The organism is Paenibacillus sp. GYB004 (assembly GCF_036577605.1).
Lineage (GTDB): Bacteria > Bacillota > Bacilli > Paenibacillales > NBRC-103111 > Paenibacillus_AB > Paenibacillus_AB oceani.
The window spans coordinates 487,051-509,598 of the sequence record NZ_JARBDB010000047.1; the positions used below are offsets into that span (position 1 = coordinate 487,051).

The window sequence follows — 22,548 nt, forward strand, 5'->3', positions numbered from 1 at the left end:
AGAGTTGGGCGATGAAGGGCAGGCCGACGAGCGAGCAATTCCAGAAGCAGCTGGAGGATATGGTCAATACGTTGCGCAGCGAAATCGTCAGAGGCCACTACGCGGCCGGGGAGTATTTGCCGTCGGAAAAAATGTTGGCGGCGCGTTTCGGGCTGGGCAACGTATCGGTTCGCAAAGGACTGGACCAGTTGGTGGAGGAGGCGTTGATTGAAAAAATTCCCCGGGTCGGCAACAGGGTTCGCATCAAGCGCACGAAGGGCGAGCCTGTTTCGCTGACGGTGTCCTGCAGTGACGTAACGGTGCGCAATCTGGAGCTACCGCGGCTGCTCGACGAGTTTCACAAGCAATATCCGTGGATCAGGGCGGACTACAAGATCGCTACGGCCGAATCGACCGAAGGGGACGTCATCACCCTGGACAATTATCAGTTTCGGCGTCTGGTCGAAACGGAGGGGCTCCCCGCACTGGAGCCGCTGGATGCTCAGCCGGATATTTATCCCGGTTTGTTCAAACCGTTTCTGGTGCGCGGCCGGCTTTATATGCAGCCGATCGTGTTTTCTCCGGTGGTACTTTGCTACAACAAAGCGCATTTTCGCGAATGCGGACTGCCGATCCCCGACGGCGGGTGGACGTGGGACGATCTGGCCGGAACCGCGGAGAAGCTGTCCGAGGTGAAAGGCCGTTACGGATTTTGTTTCCATGTGCCGGATATGAACCGCTGGCCGCTGTTTTTGCTGCTTGGCGGGGGCCGGTTTGAATGGGACGGTCCGCGGCTGAAGCCGATTCGAGGTACGGCGCTGATGGAAGGAATCCGGCTGTGCCGCAATCTGATCCAGAACCGGAAGGCGTTCCCGCTTTATTTATCCCAGAATAACTACGACATCAGCCAAATGTTCTCGGAAGGCAAAATATCGATGATTTTGACGACCTACCTCGGCTTGAACCGCTGGAAACGGACGGAGCTGGACTACGATATAACGCCGGTGCCCCGCCTCGATTCGCCCAAAACGCTTTCGATATGTCTGGGAGCCGGCGTAAGCGCGGGAACCCGTTATCCGGAAGAGGCTCGCTTGCTGGCAAGCTTCTTCACATCCCCGATCGCGCAGCGGTTTATTCAGAAGCAGACGATGAGCATTCCGAGCAGCCGCCTGTTGCCCGTGCGCATAACGGACGATGCGATTCGCCGGCCGGAGCGTTATCCGATGTTTCGCGAAATGATGTTTTCCTTGCGCACGCATCACGATTTGAATGTGCCGGCGATGGCTTTTCCGGTGTTATTTAATCAGATCAAGGCGTACTGGGCCGATCTGATTGACGAGGAGGAGCTGTGCGCCAGATTGGAATCGATTCGTTTCGACGCGAATCCGAACATGACAGACGAAGAAGGCAGGGAAGTGGAACGATGAGATACCGGACAGCGGTTATCGGAGCGGGACGCATTGCCGACAGCCATATCCGCGGAATACAGGCGATTCCCGATTTTGCGCTTGTCGCGATCGCGGATGTGAATGAGGAGCGGGCCCGAGAGCTGGGTCAGCCCGATCAGCTTCGCTGTTACACCGATTACCGGGAGATGATCCGCAAGGAGAAGCCGGATGCCGCGATTATTGCGCTGCCGCATTATTTGCACCGGGAGGCGGCGATTTTCTGCGCCGAGCACGGCTGTCATCTGATGATCGAGAAGCCGATGGCAATTGGTCTGAACGAGTGCGACGAGATCATCGATGCGGTGCGCCGGTGCGGAGTCAAGGCGATGGTCGGCCATACGCAGCACTACATGGCGGCGAACCGGGCGGCCAGGGAGCTGGTGCGTAGCGGGGCGTTGGGCACGCTCGTGATGATTAACGATACGCGGCACGGCAATTATTTTGCGGCGGACCGGCCGGATTGGTTTTTCCGGAAAGCGCTGGCGGGCGGCGGACGCATGATGAATCTCGGCTCGCATTCCGTCGACCGGATTCAATGGATTACAGGCAGGTCGATCTGCAAGGTGAAGGCGTCGCTTACCTTTTACGGCAATCGCGGCGATGTGGAGGGCAGCGGGCTCGTCTATGCGGAGAACGCAGACGGTGTGCCGATTACGATCTCGCAATCCGGTTATATCGGCGCTCCCCGCAATGAGCTGGAGCTGATCTTTACCGGCGGTATGATCCGCATCGAAGGGGGAAACAAATTGTCGGTCAGCAGGGGAGGAAACTACGAGCAGGCGGATATCGAAGCAGGCGAATCTTCGTTCGCCCGGCAATACGGTGATTTTCTGGAGATGATCCGGAGCGGCCGCGAACCGGAGTGCTCATTGGATTACGCCCGCGGCGTCATAGCCGTCGTGGAAAGCATGTATCATTCGCACGAGTGCGGCCGGATAATCGAAGTGCCGCAGGCCGGGCGGATCTCAGGTAATGCACTATAGACCAAAGGGGAGATTGTTTCAGATGAACATAAAATGGATCAAATCGTTATCCGTGCTGACGTTGTTGACTGCCGCCGCATGCGGATCGAAGGAAGGAGCGGGGGAAAGCGCCCCCGCGGCCGATCCGGCCAAGCCCCAGACGAAGGAACCGGTGGAGCTTGTCGTCGTTACGCCAGACGCCGATTTTAACGAAGCGCTCCTGGAGAAGCTCGGCAAAAAATTCCCGAACTACACGATACGTCATATCAACCAGTCCACGAAAGGGAACTCCATCCCGGAACTGCTTACGAACGGAACGCCAATCGATCTGTACGGCAAAGCGGCCGGCGGCTTCGCCGAGGAATATATCGCCAACAAGCTGCATTATGACATGACCGATCTGGTCAAAACGTACAAAATCAACCCGGCCGACTACGAGAAGGGCCTAATCGATTACGTGAGGAAGCTGTCTGACGGTAAAATGTATGCGCTTCCAGGAAACGGAAACAACCTCGTGGTGTTTTACAACAAGACGGTGTTCGACCGGTTCGGCGTTGCTTATCCGAAAAACGGCATGACGTGGTCGGAAATGATGGAGCTGGCCAAAAAGCTGACCCGCACCGAGGACGGCAAGTCCTATATCGGGCTGAGCGGCCACACCCAGCTGCTGCTGAACTGGAATCAGATGGGCTTGCCGTTTGTCGATCCGAAGACCGGCACGCCGATGATGAACAAGGATGAGAGATGGCGTACGTTCTTCCAGACGATCTATGGCGAGCCGGTCTTAACCCAGGCGTACCAGGCCGCGGGACAGACGTTCTCGCAAGGGAACAGCGCCTTTTACGCAGGCACCGTGGGCATGATGATCTTTAATTCCAACACCGCTGCGATGGCGGGCTCCAACCTGGAGAAGATGGACTGGGATATGGTCGCCATGCCGTCGTTCCCCGGTATGCCGAATGTGGGGACGCCGATGAACGCGACGCTGTGGGCCGTTCCGGCAATCTCGCGGAACAAGGAAGCGGCGATGGATGTAATCGCTTACTTGCTGTCCGACGAATATATGGGCGAGATGTCGAGGCGCGGGAAGCTTGTATCCAAGCAGACGGACGCTATTCTGAAACATTTCGGCTCGGAAGCGACCCCGAAGGACAAAAACTGGTCGGCGATCATCCACAACAAGTTTGCTCCGTTCCCGGAAAAAGCGCCGTATGAGCCCAAAATTTTAACAATTAACGAAAAGTTTGCAAACGAATACATGGCCGGTAAGGCCGATCTGAACACGGCGCTTCGGATGATGGAGGAAGAGGCGCTGAAGGTCATTCAGCAGGAGAAGGCTAAGTAGCCCGGCCTTGCCGGATGGAGACAAGACGTAACATTATGGTCAACGAATGAAGGAGGACCGATGTATGAAGAAAGCGAGTTCCTGGATCGTAATCGTCTCGCTGCTGGCTGCTCTCTGTCCGGCCGCAGGCCCCGCCGGTGCGTTGGAGGGGCCCGGCGTTACGGAGGAAGGGGAGCTGGTGCGGATGTATACGAACAAGTGGGCGGTTGTCCCGAAACGGAATCAGGCTCCCGTCATAGACGGGATCGCCGACGAAGCCGTCTGGGTGCAGGCGGCGGTTCTGGATGATTTCCGGACCGCTTACCACAACGAGGCTGCAGTCGATAGTCCGGTCTATACAATCGCTTACGACGATGCGGGCCTGTACGTGGCCGGCTCATTGGCACAAGTGGAGAAGGAAGCGCTCGCGGAAGTCGATATTATCATAAGCCCGGATACGCACGGCGACCGGCATTATGTGGCTACGATCCCCGTTACTCCGCCGGCGATGCCGATGAATACGGATTGGAACCCGGATCTGCTCGGCGACCAGAGCAACCGCAATCGCATTTCTATCACGTCGTTTACAGTGGAAACGTCGGAGTCCGGCGGACAGTTCCGGCTGGAGGCGGCCATTCCGTGGAGCGCGTTCGGCACGGCGGCGCCCGCTCCGGGGGACGAATGGCGGATGAACATTATGCACCTGCACCGTCTTAATACGAGAACGCTTTCTTCATGGGTGCCGATCCGGACCTCAAGCTTCTGGGATACGGGCGGTTCGGTTACCGTACCGGTCAACACGGTCGATCAAGGCCGGCTCGGCAGCGTGTACTTCGACAGTCCGCCGGCGGGTGAAGCGTGGACGCCGGAAGAACCGGAACTGCATTACCTGGACTTTACGCGGAAAGGGCTGGAGTTCAAGACGCCTTCTCCCGAGCCGGCCTCGTACGTCCTCGCTTGGAAAGGGCCGACAGGCGACTGGGAGCAGCTGCAGCAGGCAGGGAAGACGGCGGCCGGGGGACGGACGTCGCTGATCTTCGAGCATCCTCCTGTGCTGGAAGACGGGCATTACGAGCTGCGGCTGCACACCTACGGCGGCGTTCCGGCGAACGAGTTTTTTACGGTGTTCAGCTTCGACCGCGATGAGCTCATTCGTGCCGGCATAGCCGGGGCGGCCCAATTCCCGCCCGCAGCCCGTACCCCGGTAACATCCGCTCCCGCATCGCAGCGGGTGGAGACACTGCTGGAGCTCGTTCCGGACAAGATCGGCTTCCGTTTCGCCGGACTGCCGGAAATGCCGGAGCTGAATCCGGACGATTTGTACAGCTTGTCCGCCGACCGCAAAAGTCTCGTTTCCAAAAAAACGGGCACGGTTTATCCGAATGCGGCATACCCGGAGGCGCATACGCAAACGGCGGTCAACAAGCTGGGGCAGACGATGGAATATCCGTATTACGAGGATAACGAGGGAAGGCGGTATTTTCTTTCCGCCCATCTATGGTACCTGCAAAAAAACTACGTCGTTCAGGAAACGGAAAACGTTTCCAAAACAGATCCGCTCGGAGCGGCCAGGCTGCTGTACCGGTTCGCCGAGCGTTATGAAGGCTATGTGCCGGTAACGGATTACAACTGGCATACGTACCCGATCAACTGGACGGCCGGTCCTCCGTTCAACTATTGGGGAGGGATGTGGAACCGCTGGTACATTTCCGATTTGACCAGCCTGCAGCCGCTGCTGCGCGCATTTGAGACAGTAAGGAAAACCGATGCGCTGGAGGTGCTCAGCCAAGAGGTCGGGGAAGACGTCGAGACGAAGCTGGTGGAGGCGATGCTGGTGCCTTCCGTCGATTTCGTACTTGGCTACACGAAGCGGCTCGGCAACATGAACGCGAGCGCGTGGCGCGGGCTGATCGACGCGGGCAAGGCGCTCGGACAACCGGACTATATTCACAAAACGGTGGAATGGATTCGCGAATACGTCGACAAGCAGTTTTTGGCCGACGGATTCTGGAACGAGGTGACCCTGTCTTACCATATCCAGTCCACGGAAGGGGTGCTGGGGGCGGTGAAACAGCTGGAAGGCTGGAGCGATCCGCCCGGCTACGAGTCGCCGCGTTCCGGCGTCCGTTACGATAACCTGCAGATGGCTGCGGAATACCCCATTACGGAGAAGGCGAAGGAGCTGCCGAACTTGCTCGCGTACCCGAACGGCTATGTTCTCCCGATCCAGGATACGTGGGCCAACCAACGTGCGGAAGCGCCGGACATTACATCGGGATCGCTGCTGTTGCCGGCGGCCGGAATCGGTAAATTGGCGTCCGGAGAAGGGGAGAGCCAGACCCAGCTTTATTTGCAGTTCAGTCCCAAGTACGGCCATACCCACTACGATCCGCTGAATTTGAATTTGTACGCGCAAGGGCAGGAGCTGCTGCCGGATCTCGGCTACACGTATACGAAGTATCGCTACTTTACCCTGTCCACGCTTGGACATAATACGGTAGTCGTAAACGGCAAAAATATGACGACAGCGGGTGAGGCGAAGCACGGCGGAACGATCGAGGCGTTCGTCCCGAACGGAGGTCCGTTTCAGGCGATCCGGGCCAGCGAAACGAATGCGTATCCGGAAACGGAAGAATACAGCAGGGAACCCTGGTTCGTTCCTTTCGGCGGTGGTAACGGCAGTGAAGGCTATGTGCTGGACATCTTCCGGGTATCCGGCGGGGGCCGTCACGAGTATACGCTGCAGGGCGACGCCAACCGCGATGCGGTGTTTCGCACCGATCTGCCGCTTGAGCCGTACGGTCCGCGGCTGCTGCCGCCGGGAACGGAGGCGGTGGAGGCCGAGACGTTTCAGCAAAGCGGAACGGCGGAGGGGCATTATCCCGCCTATATTTATGTGAAGGACGTTCAGCGCGCGGAGCTGCAGGACAACCGGTACACGGTTACGCTGGTCACCTATGACAGCGGCGCCGAGCAGGCGAAGCTGCGCATCACCGGGCTGCTGGAGGACGGGGACAACGAGCTGTACCTCGGACGTTCTCCTTCCCTTCGCCCGACCCGGATTTCCGGCAGAGCGCTGGATACGAACGATGAAGCAGTCAAGCACGACATGCCGAAGCTGGTGCTGCGGCGCGAAGGAACCGACTTGACGAGCACGTTCGTTACGGCGATGGAGCCTTACAGCGGCACAGCGGGTCCGGTCATCGAAGCAGTGGATCGGCTGGAGCCGGATGCGGCGCCGGAAGGCGCGGTTGCCGTTCAGGTGAGCTACGGCGACACGACCGACCTCATTCTCAGCTCGCCGCGGCACCCGGCAGAAGCGCTTGTTGTTGGAGACGTGACGATGCGCGGCGAGATGGGGATGATCCGGACGGTGAACGGCGTTATTACGAAAATGGTGCTGGTCGGGGGCACTTTGCTGAAAAAAGGAGACCGGGAACTGACCGGAAGCGGGCCGGTAACGGGAACGATCGCGTCCGTGAAGCGCCTCGACAATGGCGACGGCTACAACGGCTTTGTGACCGGGACTCCGGTCGCTCCGGAGCAAGCGGCGGCACTGCGGAACCGTTATGTGATCGTCACCCATCCGGACGGGTCCGCGGGCGGCTATCGCATCAAGGACATTCGGACAGAATCGGGTTCAACGGCGATCGAGCTTGCCGACCAAGATCCGGGATTCGAGATAAACGGCGACGGCAGTTCGGAGATGGCGTATTTTCCGGGCAAGCGGTGGACCGGCACACACACGTTCGCGATCGCCAATCTGGAGATCGAAGATAACGAAGCGCTGCGGTCCGTCACGCTTGATGCGCCCAAGCGTCACTTGCTGCAAGCGGAAACGGTTCGGATAACCGCAAACGGCGCGTCCGTTGACGGCTCCGCGATCCCTCTGTCCCGGTCGCAGGTCTCGTTTGCCAGCAGCAACCCGGCCGTATTAAACGTGGATGCGGACGGCAACGTGACGGCGGTCGGGGAGGGAACCGCGACGATTACGGCGGAAGCGAGCGCCAATGGCGGAACGGCAGCCGCCTCCGTTATGATGTCTGGGCAGGCCCGGCTCTTCCGGCAATTCGACGCCGTCGATCTGCCGATCCTGGAGCAAACCGCGGCGACCCAATATTTTCCCCAGTATAATATGGTCCGCTTCGAGGCCGCGGATGCCGGACAACATATCCGCTTCGGCTTCGAAACGCCGGGAACGGCAGCGACCGATTACGATGTCGGAATCAAAACGTACAAAGGCGGCGGCTTCGGCAAATACCAGATCGGTATAGACGGAGCGGACCAGCTGACCTACGATTTCTTCAGCCAGCCTTCCGTCATCGGAACCGAGTTCGAGCCGCTGGGTACGATTGCCTTGACACCCGGCTCGCACAGCCTGGAGCTGACGAATGACGGGAAAGCTTCCGCCGCCTACGGCTACCGGTTCGGGCTGATTCAGCTCCTTCTGAGCGAACGGATGAACGAGCCGCCCGGTCTGCATGCCGCCGGATACCCGTTCTACACCGGCGAGGCGGCGGCGTTCACATTCGCGGACGATCCGGACTGGAGGGCAGGCGTATCCGGGTTGAGCGTGAACGGAACGCCGCTGCCGGCCTCGGCCTACGCGCTGACATCAGGCGGACTGACGATCGCGCCGGGCGTGTTAACGGAACCGGGCCGTCACTGGATCGTCGTCCGGTCGGCGGGTTATCGCCATGCCGCGATCGAGCAGATCGTCCTATCGAGCGCAGCGCTAACCGGTCTTACCGTTGATTCGGGCGTGTTGTATCCGGCATTCGCGCCTCAACACTCTGCATACGCAGCAGCTGTCGGTTCGGACGTGGAGGAAGTGAGCGTAACCGCAGTTACGTATCGGCCGGACGCGGTGGTTAACGTAGCCGGACACGTGTACGGCACCGGCATGGCGGCGCCGATCGGTCTGCATGCCGGCAAAAATTCGGTGGCCGTAGCCGTGTATGCTCCAAACGGCGAAACGTCCAATTACACGATAGATATTTATCGGGCACATCCGGAGCTTATACGCAGCAGCACCGTTACCGGCACCGTGTACGATCCTGATGGTTATCCGCTTGACGGAGCTGCGGTTCGGCTAATCGGCCCGACTTCGCGATCCGAAGCGGTGACGGACGTAACGGGATCGTTCTCGATCGCGAACGTGCCGGCGGGACATTACCGCGTGAAGGCATCCCGGATGGGGAGCAGCGGCATGTCCGCTCTATTCAAGGTGGATGCGGCGCAGACCGCCGGAACGACCGTGACGGTGATCGACACGTCGCCGCCGCAGATCGCGGGCGCTCCCGTGCGATATGCCGCGACCGGTGATCCGGTTCAGGCCGCTTCCTCGAAGAACGGGCATCTGTATCTTGTTCCCTCAGGCACGGGGGAAACGGCTGCCGAGCTGGCAGAGGCGGCCGCCGCTCCCGGCGGCGCCGCGGCAACCGCCACGGCCGGCATTACCGTTACGCTGGATACTTACGGATTCGCTGCCGGACTATACAACGTGTATGCGGTCGATACGCCAGGAAACGTATCCGCGCCTAAACCGGTTACGATCATAAGCCGCGATCTCGCCCTGCTGGACGATCCGGACCCGGTCATCGCGTATTCGGGGGCATGGACGAAGTACACGTCGGCCAACTATGCGGGCGGTAGCTTGTACCTGGCCAACCAGGCCGGCGCGTCGGTCGATCTCCCGTTTTACGGCACGCGCGCCGAATGGGTCGGCATGTTCTCCTCGAACGGGGGCATGGCGGACCTGTATGTCGACGGCCAGCTTGTACAGACGGTTGATACGTATCGCCCGGGCGTTTCGCAGTATCAGGCGACGCTCTACGATACGGGCGCTTTGCCGCCCGGCGTCCATGTGCTGACCGTTGTGGTCAAGGGAGAGAGGCACCCGTCATCGACGGGCGGCTTCGTACGCTTCGACGGCTTGCGTTTATTTGGATATTGACGTTGCTTGAATCATCGAACCCGCAAGCGGCAGATGATGCAGATCACTGCAAAGGAAAGCTTAAAGAATGACCGGTTGGTCGTGAACTATGCCCGATATCGTCAACATACTCACAAGCTGATGCTGGTACCCTGCGCGACCTCTTGGTGTCCGGGTTATAAGCTACCAACAACATTGTCATGCAGTATGATGGAACGGTTAATCACCCAACTTTCGGAGGTGCGAAAGTTGGGTGATTGACTTTACCGGGCATGTTTATGTTCTCCGCACTATGTCTGACGCTGCTTTACCGTTTCATCGCTGCTTAGCAGGGCGCCGCTCTTCCGCAGCTCGCTCTGGAGTTCGCAAACCGCGATGTCACCAGGCTGGCAATGATGCTTGACAGCGAGTCCCGCTGCTGTGCCCGCAGCTTGCCCCGTCGCCATACAGCTGGGGGTCAGCCTGGTGGTGGCGAGCGCCTCATGGGAGGTGGAGATGCAGCGGCCGGCGACAAGCAGATTGGTTATTTGCTTGGGCAGCAGACAGCGGTAGGGGATGTCGTAGGCGCCGTCGCCTTGCACCCATGCGGCTGTGACGCCCTTGCCGGACGGATCATGGATATCGATCGGATAGCCGCTTCTGGCGATACAGTCGTCGAAACGTCTGCCGCTAATCACATCCTCCGCCTGCAATACATACTGTCCGTCGATTCTGCGCGATTCCCGGATGCCGATCTGGGTGCCGACGGAGGTGAGCGAAGCGCGCTCGAAACCGGGCAACTGACGGATCATAAAGTCGGCCACCATCCGCACCTGCTTGCGTCCAAGCACTTCCGCTTCCGTCAGATCGGCGACATTGGTGCCGTCAAGCCCCTGCACGCGCGTCGTATTAACCAGCACCTCGTCCTCTCCCGGCCCGGTAAAAAACAAAATCTGATCGCGGTTGATCGGCAGATTGGCCGCCTTCCAATGCTTGTAAAAGCCAAGCACGCCGGACAACGGCAGATGCGGCAGCTCGTCCACAGGCGTTTTTTTGTAAAACTCGTCGGGATGATCGATCATATATTGCTTAACCCGCCCCAGATCGACGCCGCGCATCCGGAACTTCATGGTCATCGGCTGAGTCAGCTTATCTCCGTCGCGTCCTTGCAGGCATGGCGCACCGGACAGATGGGCCAAGTCGGCGTCGCCGCTTGCGTCGATAAACTGCTTGGCCCGAATCGTAATACGCCCCGATTTGGTCGTAATGGACAAAGAAGCAATCTGGTCGCCGTCCACCGTTACATCGTCCACAAAGCTGTGCAGCAGAACCGTTACGCCGGCTTCGCGCAGCATATCGAACACGAGGATTTTGTATACCTCCGGGTCATACGGCGTAATCGTGTTGACGAAACCGACCGTATCTCGAACATGGCCGGGCGATGCGCCCTCCGCCTGCAGCCTGTCAACGATTACCTGCGCAATTCCGGCGATCACCTGCTTGCCGCTCTCGGTATGAAACGTCATCCACGGATAAACAAGCGCGATCGTCGACATGCCGCCAAGAAAGCCGTAACGCTCGATCAGCAGCGTTTTCGCGCCGCTTCTGCCCGCGGCCAGTGCGGCATTAATGCCGGCGGGGCCGCCGCCGCATACAACAATATCGGTTTCCAGCAACTGAGGGGGTTGTTTACTCATAGGGCAACCTCTTTCCATTGGCGTTTACCCAGTATTATAGAGTTCATTTTCCCTTTCATCCTAGTGTTACTTTCGTTTAATATAGGCAGTAATGGGTGCGGGAGGGGACGGAGCATGAAACGACGCAAGCCTGTTACGCTTGTTGATTTGTCTAAAGAGCTGGGTCTGTCCGTACAGACCGTTTCGAAAGCGCTGCGCGGCATGCCGGGCATGTCGGAGGAAACACGGAGCGCCGTCATCCGCGCGGCTTACCGCTGCGGGTATTTATACCCCCAGCAGGCGCGCGAGATGGCGCGGCAAGGGATTGCGCCGTACCCGATCTTCCGGCTGCGGTTTATTCTCGTGCAGTCGCGGGAGTCGATGAACTACAATCGGCTGCTGCTGGATGGACTGAAGGAGCGCTTCAGCCAGTACGACCACCAGCTGGACAGCTTTGTACTTGATGAGGATTTATCGCAGAAAGCGTTCGAGGAGTGGGTGGACGAGCATCATCTGCTGCATGCGGACGGGTTATTCATTGCGCCGCGGCTCATCTCCGGCCGCATGGAATCACAGCTGCTGGCGCTGCCGATCGCCAAAGTGCTGATCAATTACGCCAAGCCGTTAACGCAGGTGGACAGCGTCGTTTGGGACGTTTGCGAGGCGGTCTGTCAACTGGCTGATGCCTTGATCCTCTGCGGGCATCGCCGTCTGTTGTATGTCGGCGATACCCATTCCCAGCGGGGCTACGTCCTGCGCTGGCAGGCATACCGGGATTGGGTGGAAGGGCATGGAGTGGAAGCGCAGCATACGACAGTGGAGTCGTTCGACAACGATTATGAAACGTATAAGCCAACAGCGGTTATCGTTGGCATTGATGAGGATTGCGGTCCGGTGTACCACGCGTTACACCGCAAGGGAGTGGCGATTCCGGCTGGCTGCTCTCTCCTCGGCCTGGTGAATGAAGGGATGCCGGATCTGCCGGGATTGACGCGATCGCTGCTCACGATCAAGGAAACGGCCTATCGAGCGGCGGACCGGATGCTGTGGCGGATTGCGCATCCGAATGAGCCTGTTGAGCATACGCGGGTCGCAGGCAAATTTTTCGCGGGCGAAACCGTCCGTTCGCTGCCTGGTGGAACCGTCCAATAACGGAACATTTTACTGAAACCGCTCGGTCATCATTTTCCTGTAATGGCCTGGGCTTGCGCCGTACAGCGATTTGAAAAAACGGGTAAACGGAAACGGCTGTTCATAGCCGACCCGATTTGCGATTTCATGGATCGTCAAATCGGAAGTAGCCAGCAACGATTGCGCTTTCTTATATCGCTGCGATTGAATATATTGCAACGGAGAAACTCCGAACGCCTCTTGGAACTCTTTATGGAAATACGATGTAGAGATGAACATCAGGCCGGCTAACTGGGATATGGTTATTTTCTCATTCAGATGGCTTTCGATATAATCGAGTACCGGCTGGAAACGCTGAAGTTTACTGATTTTCTCAATACCCCCGGATTTGTAGCGAGAAAAGGACATGACCAGCTCCAGCACGACGTACATGAGCTGCTTCACAAGGCTGGCCGTGCGCAGAAGCTCGCCGGGATCAGAACGCTCAGCATGAATAAGCTCGTAAACTTGTGTTTGCAGCCTCCTTACCTCGTTTCCAATGGATTCAGAGGATACATAAGGAACATCGAGCAGATCGAGCAGCGGAAAATGTTCAAATACCGTGAAATTGAAATTAAGCCAATGCGAGACGACGTCGCGGTCGATCAGTTGCAACGTGTAAGGCTGATTGGCCGGTATATACAGCGCTTGCCCCGGATTCACGATAAACGTTTCATGCTGGAGCGTAATTTGTACAGGCCCGTCGGTAATTTGAGTCAGCAGCGCCCACGGCTGGACGCGAATGGACGTGTAGTAGCTTTTGTCGTGATTCGTGCTTAGCGTGGAAGTCCCACATTCGAATTCGGACAATCTCAGTGTCGTGAGTAAATGAACGAGGCGGAAATCATCCGGCGAACCTTGCATACGAGTCCCATCCCTTTACCGATATTCACCTGATACCCCTTTGAAAAGAGGCTGATCTGCGCGGTGTCATGCTACCATTATAGGGGGTATCGGGTTGCAGTCAATACGAATCTTGCAGGCGCCCTCGAAAGTGCAGAGGATATGTGCACTCGACTGCACAATCCGTGCTTTTTGTCCAAAAGTCTATGTGTGATAATGGCTTTGCGACACGATGAGCGCTTAAGCGGACGATACCGAATGGGCAACGAAGGGAGCATACACATGACAGACAAAGTGAAGATCGGTAATTTTTGGAGGTGGATAGATTTTGCAGGCGAGTGATTCGGCTTTTGTGCGTTCAAAAGACAACGTCGTACAGAGCTGATCTTGAGCAAGCAAGCTGCTGCGTTAGGGGCGCTGTACAGCGACAACATGTCAAGAATTTGTTTCTTTTCTTGATGTAAGCGCTACCAAATTCTAGAGAGAGGAATTGCAGCTCGATTTGACGCTTCTTTCGCTTGCCCCATTGGATGGAGTCCAAGAAGGTAAACGAAACGGTACGACATTGTTACAAAGTTGCAAGACCATGTTTCAAGCAATCCAATTTATTCAATGGGGTGGGTCTATATGAAAAAATGGAAAAGTGCAGGGTTAGCCGCTGCAATGGCCATCGTTATGCTGACTGCCGGATGCGGCGGCGGGAAGGAAAGCGGCTCGAAAACAGAAGGGGCTGCCACACCGGGCAGCAATAAGCCTGCGGAACCGGCGAAGCCGGTCAAACTGCTCGTCATCACGCCACAGGGCGGCAACATGGAATGGTTTATGACCCGATACGGCAGTCAGATTCAGAAAAAATATCCCCATTATGAGTTTGAAGTGGTGGAGAGCGTCGGAAACAATGTGCAAAATCTCGTGATCGAGCAGCGCAAAGTCGATCTGATCATTTCCTCCGTTAACAATTACCGTGCCAGCCTGCTCGACCTGTACGGCGGCGATATCTCGGATCTGATCGCGAAGCACAAGTTCGATCTCAGCCGACTGGAGCCTTCTTATATAGAAGCGGCGAAGGTGGACGGGAAAAACCAGAACGGCTTGCCTTTGTACGATTTGCGGCTGACGATGTATTACAATAAAGATATTTTCGATAAATTCGGCGTTCCTTATTTGAAAAATCATATGACTTGGGAAGAAGTGACGGAGGTTGCGACGAAGCTGACGCGAATCGATGGCGGCGTGCAGTACCGCGGATTTGTCGCCCACCCGAACCCTTTGCTTGTCGGTAATCCGCTTTCAATTCCGTATACCGACGAGAATGGCGAGAAAGCCGTCTTGCAGACCGACCCGTGGAAATCGTGGATTAACACGCTGCTGCCGTTGTATAAAGCGCCGGGCTATGACGCCAAGCTTATGAATGAAGCGCGGAACGTCTTCGTCAAAGAGAAGACAAGCGCCATGTTCCTGGCGATGAACTCTGACGCTCCGAAGCCTGAGGAAAATATGAACTGGGACGCGGTCAGCCTGCCGGAGTTGAAAAGCTTGCCGGGCGTCGGCTCGCAGCCATACCCGGTCATTATTACGGTAGCTCCGACGAGCCAGCATCGGGATGAAGCGTTCCAAAGCATCGCCCAGCTTTTGACCGATGAAGCGCAAACGGCGATCGCCTCCGACTTTGCCGCGATTACGCCGCTGAAGACCCAGGCGGTGAAAGAAGCTTTCGGCCGCAACGTAGCGCAGTGGAAAGGGAAAAACGTTAGCGCAATCGCTGCACTAAAGCCTGCTGCGCCAGCCCGCACCGGCGTGTTTGATTCGAACGCGACAAGCGCGATGAACAACGCCGTCCTATCCGTCATCGCCGGAGAAACCGATCTGAACTCGGCTCTGCGGACCGCCGAAGAGCAAGCGAACAAGAAGATTGCCGAAGCGATTCAGATGAAAAAGTAACGAATAGTCCCCCTGATAGCTATGTCGCTGCCCAATAAGGCATTTAACAAAAAAAGAATGGTGCAAACTGGCCCCTATGGTGATTGCTTAAGATGAAGCCCTTCGGGGCTTTTTTATATGGAGTGACTGCATTTACATCTGTGTCAAACGCTTCCACAGGATATCCGCTTCGCTTGCGGGGCGGAAATTGATAGTGATATGATGAGGTAATAGGGACCTTTTGTTTCGGGAGGGTTGAGTTCAGATGAACAAGAAACTGGAGCACTATGAATTCATGGAAGGAAGCAGCCCTGGGGAAGGTCAGCTGCCATTTTATATTGGAATTCATGCCTATCCCACAACTGTGTTAAACTATCATTCCTTCGTTGAGCTTACTTATATCCTAGATGGAAGCGGTTACCAGAGCATAAATGGAGTTCTGCATCGTATGGAGCCGGGCACGATTTCAATTCTGCCTCCCTATCACATTCATCAAATGACGAGCGATAACGGATGTGTGATTCGAAAATACTGCTGCCTGTTCGATATGAACATTTTATTAGGTTCGCCACACGCTTCGGAATGGTCGGAACAACTATATCAGATTGGAACCGCACTTCCGTCATCTATTTCGTTTCGTGGAGAAGAAGCGGCTCTGATGAAAGACCTGTTTGCACGCCTTTTGACGGAATACCATAATACCGAGCTGCGCGGGCGAAATCAGATGATTTGCAATAAACTGTCCGAGGCATTGATCCTGTTTCTGAGAACGGCCGCTGCTGCTGTCGAGCTTGCGCCAACGCCGAATGAACAGGAGGAAGGGAACCCGTTGTTCTGGACGGCTCTTCATTATGTACATGCGCATTATACGGAGCGATTAACGCTTGATAGGGTAGCGAAGTATCTCCATATCAGCGAAACGTATGTAAGCCGGATGTTCAGAGAAAGAACGGGACGCAGCTTCCTTGAATACGTGCACCAACTTCGTATAGATAGCGCGGCCAGTATGCTGATTACGACGGACAGAACGATTATGGATATTGCATTCGATACCGGATTTGAATCACCCCGTACTTTTTATCGAGTGTTCAAAGCGATTAGGGGGCAGTCGCCAAAAGAGTATCGGAATGCTAAATTGTGCAGGCCTGGACTAAGCTAAGTCCAGCCTGTTTTTCATTTTCGCCGCTGCCCGGTTAAGGATATGACCTAATGTTATTGGAATTTGTCACCAATATTTTCCCGAATCGGGTTACAATCCGAACAGATCCGAAATTAGCTTTAGATGATCCAAATCGGAGCAAATGAACTATCACACAAGGAGAGGTATACATGGACAAATTGGCAATCGATGGAGGTCCGCGAATCAGAACGAAACCGTTTCCGGCATGGCCCATATTTGACGAATTGGAGGAACGGCTTATTCTCGAAGTCGTTCGCTCCGGCAAATGGGGAGGCACCGGTCGTGTCAAGCTGCCTGAGCTGGAGGAAAAATTTGCCGCCCTCCATGATGCGAAGCACGCGGTATCGATCGTCAACGGCACAGTTGCGATCACGATAGCTTTGCAGGCGGCCGGCGTACTGCCGGGTGACGAAGTCATCATGCCTCCGTATACGTTTATCGCCACGGCCAGTTCCGCACTATTGTTTGGCGCAATCCCGGTATTCGTCGACGTCGAGCCGGATACGATGCTGCTCGATCCGGAGAAGGTGGAGGCGGCGATCACTTCGAAGACGAAAGCGATTATCGCTGTTCATATTGCCGGTTCTCCTGCCAACCTGACTCGTTTGAAGGCGATTGCCGATAAACATGGACTTCGCCTGATCGAAGATTCGGCGCAAGCGGTCGGCGCGAGGTGGAACGGGGTCGGAGTCGGCGCCTTGGGCGACCTTGGCACGTTCAGCTTTCAATCGAGCAAAAATATAAATGCCGGCGAAGGCGGAATGATCCTGACCAACGATCGGGAGATGGCCGACCATGCCTGGTCCTTGGCGAACGTGGGGCGCATTCGGGAGGGCGGTTGGTATCAGCATGAGACGATTGGCTGGAATTTACGGATGACCGAGCTGCAGGCAGCGATTTTGCTCGGCCAACTGTCTCGTCTGGACGGACAAATGGAGCTGCGCGAGCGGAATGCCAAGCTGCTTACCGAACTGCTGCACGATATACCGGGAGCCCGTACGCTGCGCCGCGATCCGCAGGTTACCCGGCACGCGCAGCATTTGTTCATGTTCCGCATCGATCCGGAGTTAGCCGACAGGGTTAACAAAAACGACGTGATCCGTAAGCTAAATGCGGAAGGCATACCGGTAAGTTACGGCTACGTTTCTCTCAACCGGAACAAGGCAGTTATCAAGGAGACGAAGAAATGGACAGGGGAAGAACGCGAGTATTCGTGTCCGAACAGCGAGAGGGCATGCGACAAAGAGATTTTGTGGCTCAATCAGAACGTATTGCTGGCGGGCGAGACGGATATGCACGATATCGCGGCAGGGGTGCGCAAGGTGTTGACTTCCTTCCGGTAAACCATGCGCATGGGTAGACAAGCGGCAAGCAGGGACGGATCGCAACGACCGTGCCTGCTTGTTTTTTCTGTTGCTCTATCGCTCAACAAGCTCGGCCAGCTTTTGGCGGATCGCTGGCTCCGCTGCTTCCGTAAACGGCGAACACAGACCGAAGTATGAACAGGATCCAACCGGCTCATATCCGCCTTCCCGAAGCTGCGGGACCGTGGATACATAACCGATCATCCCGTTGCTGTAAGCTACAGGGAGCGTGCGTTTGTCTGACCGTTCTTTGATAAACAGACCGTACTCCACGACCATTTCCGCATTCATGGCGAGCAGCGACAGCCCGTCCGCAATATCCATGTGCACCAGGTCAAGCTCTGCCGCAGGCCGCACCAGTTCCGGATGGTCCAACAGCAGCTTTGCCCAGCTGCGTACGTGCGGTTCCGCCGATAGGCTGTATGCGGCAAGCTCCGGCAACGTAGGGACAGAAGAGAAGGCCAATGGCAGTTTGACGTGCTTCCCTTTTGGCGGGCATGGCTGCAGTTCATGCATATGGCCGTTCAACACGTTCCTAATGGATTCGTATAACCGCGCTCCAAGCTGCCGAACGTCTGTATCGGTTCCGCTGTAAAAATGATCGTCACGGTACAAAGCCGGGCGTACATCGCCGCAGCATCCTTGGAAGAACAAGGAAACAGCGCCGCCACCCGCTTCGCGTTCCAGTTGTTCCATGGCCAGACCGCAATACTCGGATGATACGAAGTTGGCGTTCGTTGTCGTCGGGTGGCACGTATAATGGACGATCCATGCTTTTGCTTGTCCCGTTCCGTTGACGAATCGGATCACCGTAACTTCAGGGTCGGTTACTCCCTGCTTATTCGGAGCGGTAACCATCTTACCGACAACGAGCTTCCTGCGGTGAATGCCAATGTCGCAAACCCCGGCTCCGCGCTGTATAGTAACAGGCTCCAAATTTGCCTCGGCAAGTTCAATACCGGCGAGCAGCTTGCGTTCCAGCTCTTGAAGATAGCTGTCGTCCGCTGCCCCCAGCGACGGCATCAAGGAACTTGTTTGCGGACCGGAATGGCTGTGCGTGGCGTTGAGAAGGATGTCTTCCGCCCGCATGCCCCAGCGCGTTGCCAGTTCCCGCCGCAGCTTCTCCGTCAGTTCGGTTGACCACCAGATCAGATCGCCGGCAACAAGAAGACGGTTACGCGCTGTTCCCGTTTCCTCGTCTTGCTGCCTAAGGAACAGGGCTTTCGTATAAATCGGGTGATGCACCCCTTCGAAGACGCCATTACGGCTGCTGTAACCGGCCAACATTACAGGTGGGCTTGGGGTAATGTCGATTTTACAAGTTCCTAACCAAACGCTCATGTTCGTTTCAACTCCATTCTTATATCGTTCAGGAACGCTTGCTCGATTCCCTCAGGAGCTATGATAAACTAAACCCACTTGCAGCGTGTGCCATTTTCAGGATTTGTTGCGCCATTATTTACCACAGTTCGCCGCTTCCATCCTCCGCTTGTTTATTGGTTTTCGTCAGCATGGATGGCTGGCAAAGACGATTGAAGATCAAGTTGTTCATCTGGGAAGCAAGCCTAGCCAGTAAGGATATGACCCATTGTTTTTTTATTTTGACACGAATATTTTCCGTAATATAGATACAATTTGTGCAGATAAGAAGATCAGTTGTTACTTTTTAGCGTTTGTAAATGCGACTTTTTTCGATTATTTAACATTGATGAGGGGGTGAAATGTTGAAAGTGAAATGTTTATCCATTGGTCGAGAGTTGCCCAACGTCACCTGTTCATCATGACGCTCTCCGCTTTGATGATGTCTGGACTGGCGGCACGGATTACCCAAATAGGATCTCAGGCGAGGAGTTTACTATAATAAAGATCTGTTTGACAAATTTTACGTTCCTTACCCATAAGACGGAATAGGCATCACCTGGGACGAGCTGTACGACTTGTCGGTCAAGCTGACGCGCAAAGAAGACGGCGTCCAATATTACGGCTTCACGATTTCGCCGAATCATTACTTTTGGCGCAACCAAATGTCGCTCAACCTCGTCGACGCGCAAACGCTGCAAGTGTCGCTGACGAACGACAACGTCAAAAGCCTCATGAACAACATAGCCCGCTTTTATCAAATTCCCGGCTTCAATCCGGATAAGGACAGCTTGACCAAAATGTTTTTCAAGGAACAAGTGTCGGCGATGTGGACGCCGGTGGCCGGTCTGCATGTCGAGAAAGACCTGGCCCCGGCTCAATTGGGATATTGTCTCGTACCCGACGATGAACGGCTTCGGGCCACAGCCTTATCCGGTCTTCATTTTCCTGAACATCGGCAGCAAATACAAGGAGGTGATGGACTTTTTGTCCACCGAGACGTTTCTGACGGAGAAGGCAAAGGCGGCGACGTTCATCCCGGCGCTGAGCAGCGCTAACATTCCGAAAGTATTCGGTCAGGACGCCCCTCTGTACAAAGGGCGCAATGTCGCCGCAATCCCGCTGAAAAATATGGCGAAGCCGTCTCCCCAGAGCAAATATAACTCGGAGGCTACGGCGCAGCTAACGAACGCCTTGCGCGGCATTTTGTACGAGGGCAAGGATATCAACACCGCGCTGCGCGATGCAGAAGAAGCGGTGAAGAAAACGATCGAGGCGGACAAAAACAAGTAGCCGCGGAGGCCGAAGGCCGGCGGAAGCGGTTTGAACGGAAAGCGAAAACAAACATGCCGGAATGGTACCCGGAAACGGGATCCGGCCGGAAAGGTCGGTGTCAACACGGGACTTCGGCACCTCGACGAGAAGTTGAAGGCTGAGCTCGCAAAGGAGAAGAGCAAGTAAATGGGAAGGACTCGCTCCGACAATCCAACGAGAGCGGGGAGGGAAACTCCGACTGGGTTAGCCGGATCGCGGTGTACACCGGTTCGGGAATCGAGAGGTTCAACATACCCGATTTCTTTATTATCGGCTTTTTGGAAACGTTTCCGTTTATTGATATCCACATTTCAAATTCGTTGAACTGCGGCATGAAAGGCCGCACATAACCAACATGCAGGAGGGTCAATGTATGAGAACAAACAAACAAACAAACAAACACTTGCGCTTGTCATCGCGGTATCGGCGGCTCTGATGATTGGCGGTTGCGCCGCCAAGAAAGAAGAAGAAGGGGGCAAGGCGGACCCTCAGACGGTGGGGGTGAAGCAGGAAGCGCCCCTCGAGCCGGTTACGCTGAAATTTCATCAGCTCGGCACCTATTTTACGCCGGAGGATTTCAAAATGCTGCTGGCCGATCCGGTTCATAAAAAATATCCGCACATCACGCTCGAAATGATCAATTCCCAGAACGATATGGCCAAAATGCTCGCTATGGGGGAACAGGTCGACTTTCTGGTGACGTATAACGGGCGGCTCGCCCCGCATAAAGATTTGAACGTTCTCGAAGATATAACCCCGCTCGCCAAAAAACATAATTTCGATCTGATCCGCTTCGACCCGGGCGCGCTGGACGCGCTGAAGTCGGCTTCGGATAAAGGCGAGCTGTATGCCCTCCCCTACGCAGTCAATCTGAACGCGCTCTACTACAATAAGGATATCTTCGACAAGTTCGGCGTCGGGTATCCGTCCGACGGTTTAACCTGGGAAAACGCGATCGAGCTCGGCAAAAAAGTCAGCCGCCTGGAAGGGGGCACGCAGTACAGAGGGCTGGAAGTGGACAATTTGGCCCGCCTGCTTTTCCCGCTGTCGCTGAACGTGATCGATCCGAAGACGGATAAGGCGATGGTGAACAGCGACCCGTACAAAACCGCGTTCGGGATCGGCAAATCAATCTATTCGATACCGGGTAACGACTACAAAACGGGGACGGGGGCGATCGACCGCTTCTCCAAAGACCGGAACGTTGCGATGCTAGGATCGGTCAATTTGTTCCTCACCCTGCGGCAAATGCCGGATCTGAACTGGGACCTCGCGCAGTTCCCAAGCTACAAGGAGAAGCCGAATACGTACGGCATGTACGATCTGCACCTGCTTATTCCGATGAAGATGAGCAAATATAAGGACGATCAGATGCGCGTTATGGAAGTGATGTTCTCCGACGAGGTGCAAACCGCGATGGTGCGCAAAACGGCCCGTATCTCTACTGATCCGAAATACAGCCAGCAGTTCGCCCAGGAAATCCCCGAGCTGAAAGGAAAACGGATCGAAGCCGTATTCAAGAGCAAGCCGGCGCCGGCTATGGCTTTCTCGGTGTACTATTCGAACGCGTATGCACTGCTGAACGCCGAATACGAAGCGATGCTGCAAGAGACGCAGGATACGAACACCGCGCTGCGGACGGCTGAGGAAAAGATCAACCAGCTTATCAAGACGGAAAAAGGCAAATAAGCCGAATACTAACCGAAAGCGATTTCATTTCGAGCGAGGAGGCTGGCCGTGAGTTTAGGTCAAGGGATGAACGTGTTATGGTTTGGAACGAAGGGTGACGGGGTGTCGGACGATTCCGACGTGTCAACGGCGTCTTGCTACAGTTCGCGAATGTATACTTGCCTCCCGAGCGGACTACCGCATTACGAAGCCGCTGGTCGACCCCGACGGTAAATCGCTTGTTTCTTCAGGAAACGGCGCGACGATCAAAATGACAACGGTAAATGTGGCCGGGATCGAGGTCGGTCACCAATCCGCCGTAGAGACGCTGACCATACTGATCTGCGGCGGGTAATACCGCCGAGTCAGCTTGCGCGATCAAAATCCGAACGAGCCCGCTATCGTCGCGGGCCCGAGTCCGGGACAT

At 55.8% G+C, this 22,548-nt stretch carries 15 protein-coding genes; 12 read left to right on the forward strand and 3 right to left on the reverse strand.

The window, feature by feature from the left end; translation table 11 throughout:
• The first annotated feature begins 11 nt into the window (after nucleotides 1-11).
• The 4 genes from PV433_RS20710 to PV433_RS20725 all read left to right on the forward strand — a co-directional run bounded on the left by PV433_RS20710 (nucleotide 12) and on the right by PV433_RS20725 (nucleotide 9,669).
• A complete protein-coding gene (locus PV433_RS20710; RefSeq protein WP_332073955.1) occupies nucleotides 12-1,406 on the forward strand; it encodes an extracellular solute-binding protein in 1,395 nt (464 codons plus the stop codon).
• Nucleotides 1,403-2,410, forward strand: coding sequence for a Gfo/Idh/MocA family protein (locus PV433_RS20715; protein WP_332073956.1), 1,008 nt, complete (start codon nucleotides 1,403-1,405; stop codon nucleotides 2,408-2,410). Before PV433_RS20710 ends, PV433_RS20715 begins: the two co-directional genes overlap by 4 nt.
• A gap of 22 nt (nucleotides 2,411-2,432) precedes the next feature.
• Complete coding sequence (locus PV433_RS20720; protein WP_332073957.1) at nucleotides 2,433-3,734, forward strand: ABC transporter substrate-binding protein; 1,302 nt, start codon at nucleotides 2,433-2,435, stop codon at nucleotides 3,732-3,734.
• A 64-nt stretch (nucleotides 3,735-3,798) separates the two neighbouring features.
• Nucleotides 3,799-9,669: a hemoblobin-interacting domain-containing protein gene (locus PV433_RS20725; RefSeq protein WP_332073958.1), complete on the forward strand. Its 5,871-nt coding sequence runs from the start codon at nucleotides 3,799-3,801 to the stop codon at nucleotides 9,667-9,669.
• 269 nt (nucleotides 9,670-9,938) lie between these two features.
• Here the strand turns inward: PV433_RS20725 and PV433_RS20730 are convergent, their stop codons facing one another.
• Nucleotides 9,939-11,324: an FAD-dependent oxidoreductase gene (locus tag PV433_RS20730; RefSeq protein WP_332073959.1), complete on the reverse strand. Its 1,386-nt coding sequence runs from the start codon at nucleotides 11,322-11,324 to the stop codon at nucleotides 9,939-9,941.
• A gap of 114 nt (nucleotides 11,325-11,438) precedes the next feature.
• On the opposite strand from PV433_RS20730, the gene PV433_RS20735 reads away from it, so the two are divergent.
• Nucleotides 11,439-12,455 (forward strand): LacI family DNA-binding transcriptional regulator, encoded by a 1,017-nt coding sequence (locus tag PV433_RS20735; protein ID WP_332073960.1) that lies wholly within the window; start codon nucleotides 11,439-11,441, stop codon nucleotides 12,453-12,455.
• 9 nt (nucleotides 12,456-12,464) lie between these two features.
• On the opposite strand, the gene PV433_RS20740 is transcribed toward PV433_RS20735, so the two are convergent.
• Nucleotides 12,465-13,337, reverse strand: coding sequence for an AraC family transcriptional regulator (locus PV433_RS20740; RefSeq protein ID WP_332073961.1), 873 nt, complete (start codon nucleotides 13,335-13,337; stop codon nucleotides 12,465-12,467).
• 606 nt (nucleotides 13,338-13,943) lie between these two features.
• On the opposite strand from PV433_RS20740, the gene PV433_RS20745 reads away from it, so the two are divergent.
• The 3 genes from PV433_RS20745 (at nucleotide 13,944) to PV433_RS20755 (ending at nucleotide 17,759) form a co-directional block, all read left to right on the forward strand.
• Entirely contained in the window at nucleotides 13,944-15,257 is a 1,314-nt protein-coding gene (locus PV433_RS20745) for an ABC transporter substrate-binding protein (protein WP_332073962.1), read from the forward strand.
• Between the two features lie 244 nt (nucleotides 15,258-15,501).
• Nucleotides 15,502-16,395: an AraC family transcriptional regulator gene (locus PV433_RS20750; protein ID WP_332073963.1), complete on the forward strand. Its 894-nt coding sequence runs from the start codon at nucleotides 15,502-15,504 to the stop codon at nucleotides 16,393-16,395.
• Nucleotides 16,396-16,565: 170 nt separating this feature from the next.
• Complete coding sequence (locus PV433_RS20755; protein ID WP_332073964.1) at nucleotides 16,566-17,759, forward strand: DegT/DnrJ/EryC1/StrS family aminotransferase; 1,194 nt, start codon at nucleotides 16,566-16,568, stop codon at nucleotides 17,757-17,759.
• A gap of 75 nt (nucleotides 17,760-17,834) precedes the next feature.
• Here the strand turns inward: PV433_RS20755 and PV433_RS20760 are convergent, their stop codons facing one another.
• On the reverse strand, nucleotides 17,835-19,121 hold the full coding sequence (locus PV433_RS20760; protein ID WP_332073965.1) for a neutral/alkaline non-lysosomal ceramidase N-terminal domain-containing protein: 1,287 nt from the start codon (nucleotides 19,119-19,121) through the stop codon (nucleotides 17,835-17,837).
• A 596-nt stretch (nucleotides 19,122-19,717) separates the two neighbouring features.
• Between PV433_RS20760 and PV433_RS20765 the strand changes: the two genes are divergently transcribed.
• From PV433_RS20765 to PV433_RS20780, 4 genes are all read left to right on the forward strand, one after another.
• On the forward strand, nucleotides 19,718-20,197 hold the full coding sequence (locus tag PV433_RS20765; RefSeq protein WP_332073966.1) for a hypothetical protein: 480 nt from the start codon (nucleotides 19,718-19,720) through the stop codon (nucleotides 20,195-20,197).
• The gene (locus PV433_RS20770) at nucleotides 20,127-20,432 is read left to right on the forward strand and encodes a hypothetical protein (RefSeq protein WP_332073967.1); all 306 of its coding nucleotides are present in this window, start codon (nucleotides 20,127-20,129) and stop codon (nucleotides 20,430-20,432) included. Before PV433_RS20765 ends, PV433_RS20770 begins: the two co-directional genes overlap by 71 nt.
• 390 nt (nucleotides 20,433-20,822) lie before the next feature.
• Nucleotides 20,823-22,142 carry an ABC transporter substrate-binding protein gene (locus PV433_RS20775; protein ID WP_332073968.1) on the forward strand — a complete coding sequence of 440 codons (1,320 nt, stop codon included), beginning with the start codon at nucleotides 20,823-20,825 and terminating at the stop codon, nucleotides 22,140-22,142.
• A gap of 82 nt (nucleotides 22,143-22,224) precedes the next feature.
• Nucleotides 22,225-22,476, forward strand: coding sequence for a hypothetical protein (locus PV433_RS20780; protein ID WP_332073969.1), 252 nt, complete (start codon nucleotides 22,225-22,227; stop codon nucleotides 22,474-22,476).
• The last annotated feature ends 72 nt before the right edge of the window (nucleotides 22,477-22,548 follow it).

Coding starts and splice junctions, on each gene's coding strand:
- PV433_RS20710 (WP_332073955.1), top strand. CDS start 12: ATGAAGGGCAGGCCGACGAGCGAGCAATTCCAGAAGCAGCTGGAGGAT.
- PV433_RS20715 (WP_332073956.1), top strand. CDS start 1,403: ATGAGATACCGGACAGCGGTTATCGGAGCGGGACGCATTGCCGACAGC.
- PV433_RS20760 (WP_332073965.1), bottom strand. CDS start 19,121: ATGAGCGTTTGGTTAGGAACTTGTAAAATCGACATTACCCCAAGCCCA.
- PV433_RS20755 (WP_332073964.1), top strand. CDS start 16,566: ATGGACAAATTGGCAATCGATGGAGGTCCGCGAATCAGAACGAAACCG.
- PV433_RS20740 (WP_332073961.1), bottom strand. CDS start 13,337: ATGCAAGGTTCGCCGGATGATTTCCGCCTCGTTCATTTACTCACGACA.
- PV433_RS20735 (WP_332073960.1), top strand. CDS start 11,439: ATGAAACGACGCAAGCCTGTTACGCTTGTTGATTTGTCTAAAGAGCTG.
- PV433_RS20775 (WP_332073968.1), top strand. CDS start 20,823: ATGTATGAGAACAAACAAACAAACAAACAAACACTTGCGCTTGTCATC.
- PV433_RS20750 (WP_332073963.1), top strand. CDS start 15,502: ATGAACAAGAAACTGGAGCACTATGAATTCATGGAAGGAAGCAGCCCT.
- PV433_RS20745 (WP_332073962.1), top strand. CDS start 13,944: ATGAAAAAATGGAAAAGTGCAGGGTTAGCCGCTGCAATGGCCATCGTT.
- PV433_RS20720 (WP_332073957.1), top strand. CDS start 2,433: ATGAACATAAAATGGATCAAATCGTTATCCGTGCTGACGTTGTTGACT.
- PV433_RS20730 (WP_332073959.1), bottom strand. CDS start 11,324: ATGAGTAAACAACCCCCTCAGTTGCTGGAAACCGATATTGTTGTATGC.
- PV433_RS20725 (WP_332073958.1), top strand. CDS start 3,799: ATGAAGAAAGCGAGTTCCTGGATCGTAATCGTCTCGCTGCTGGCTGCT.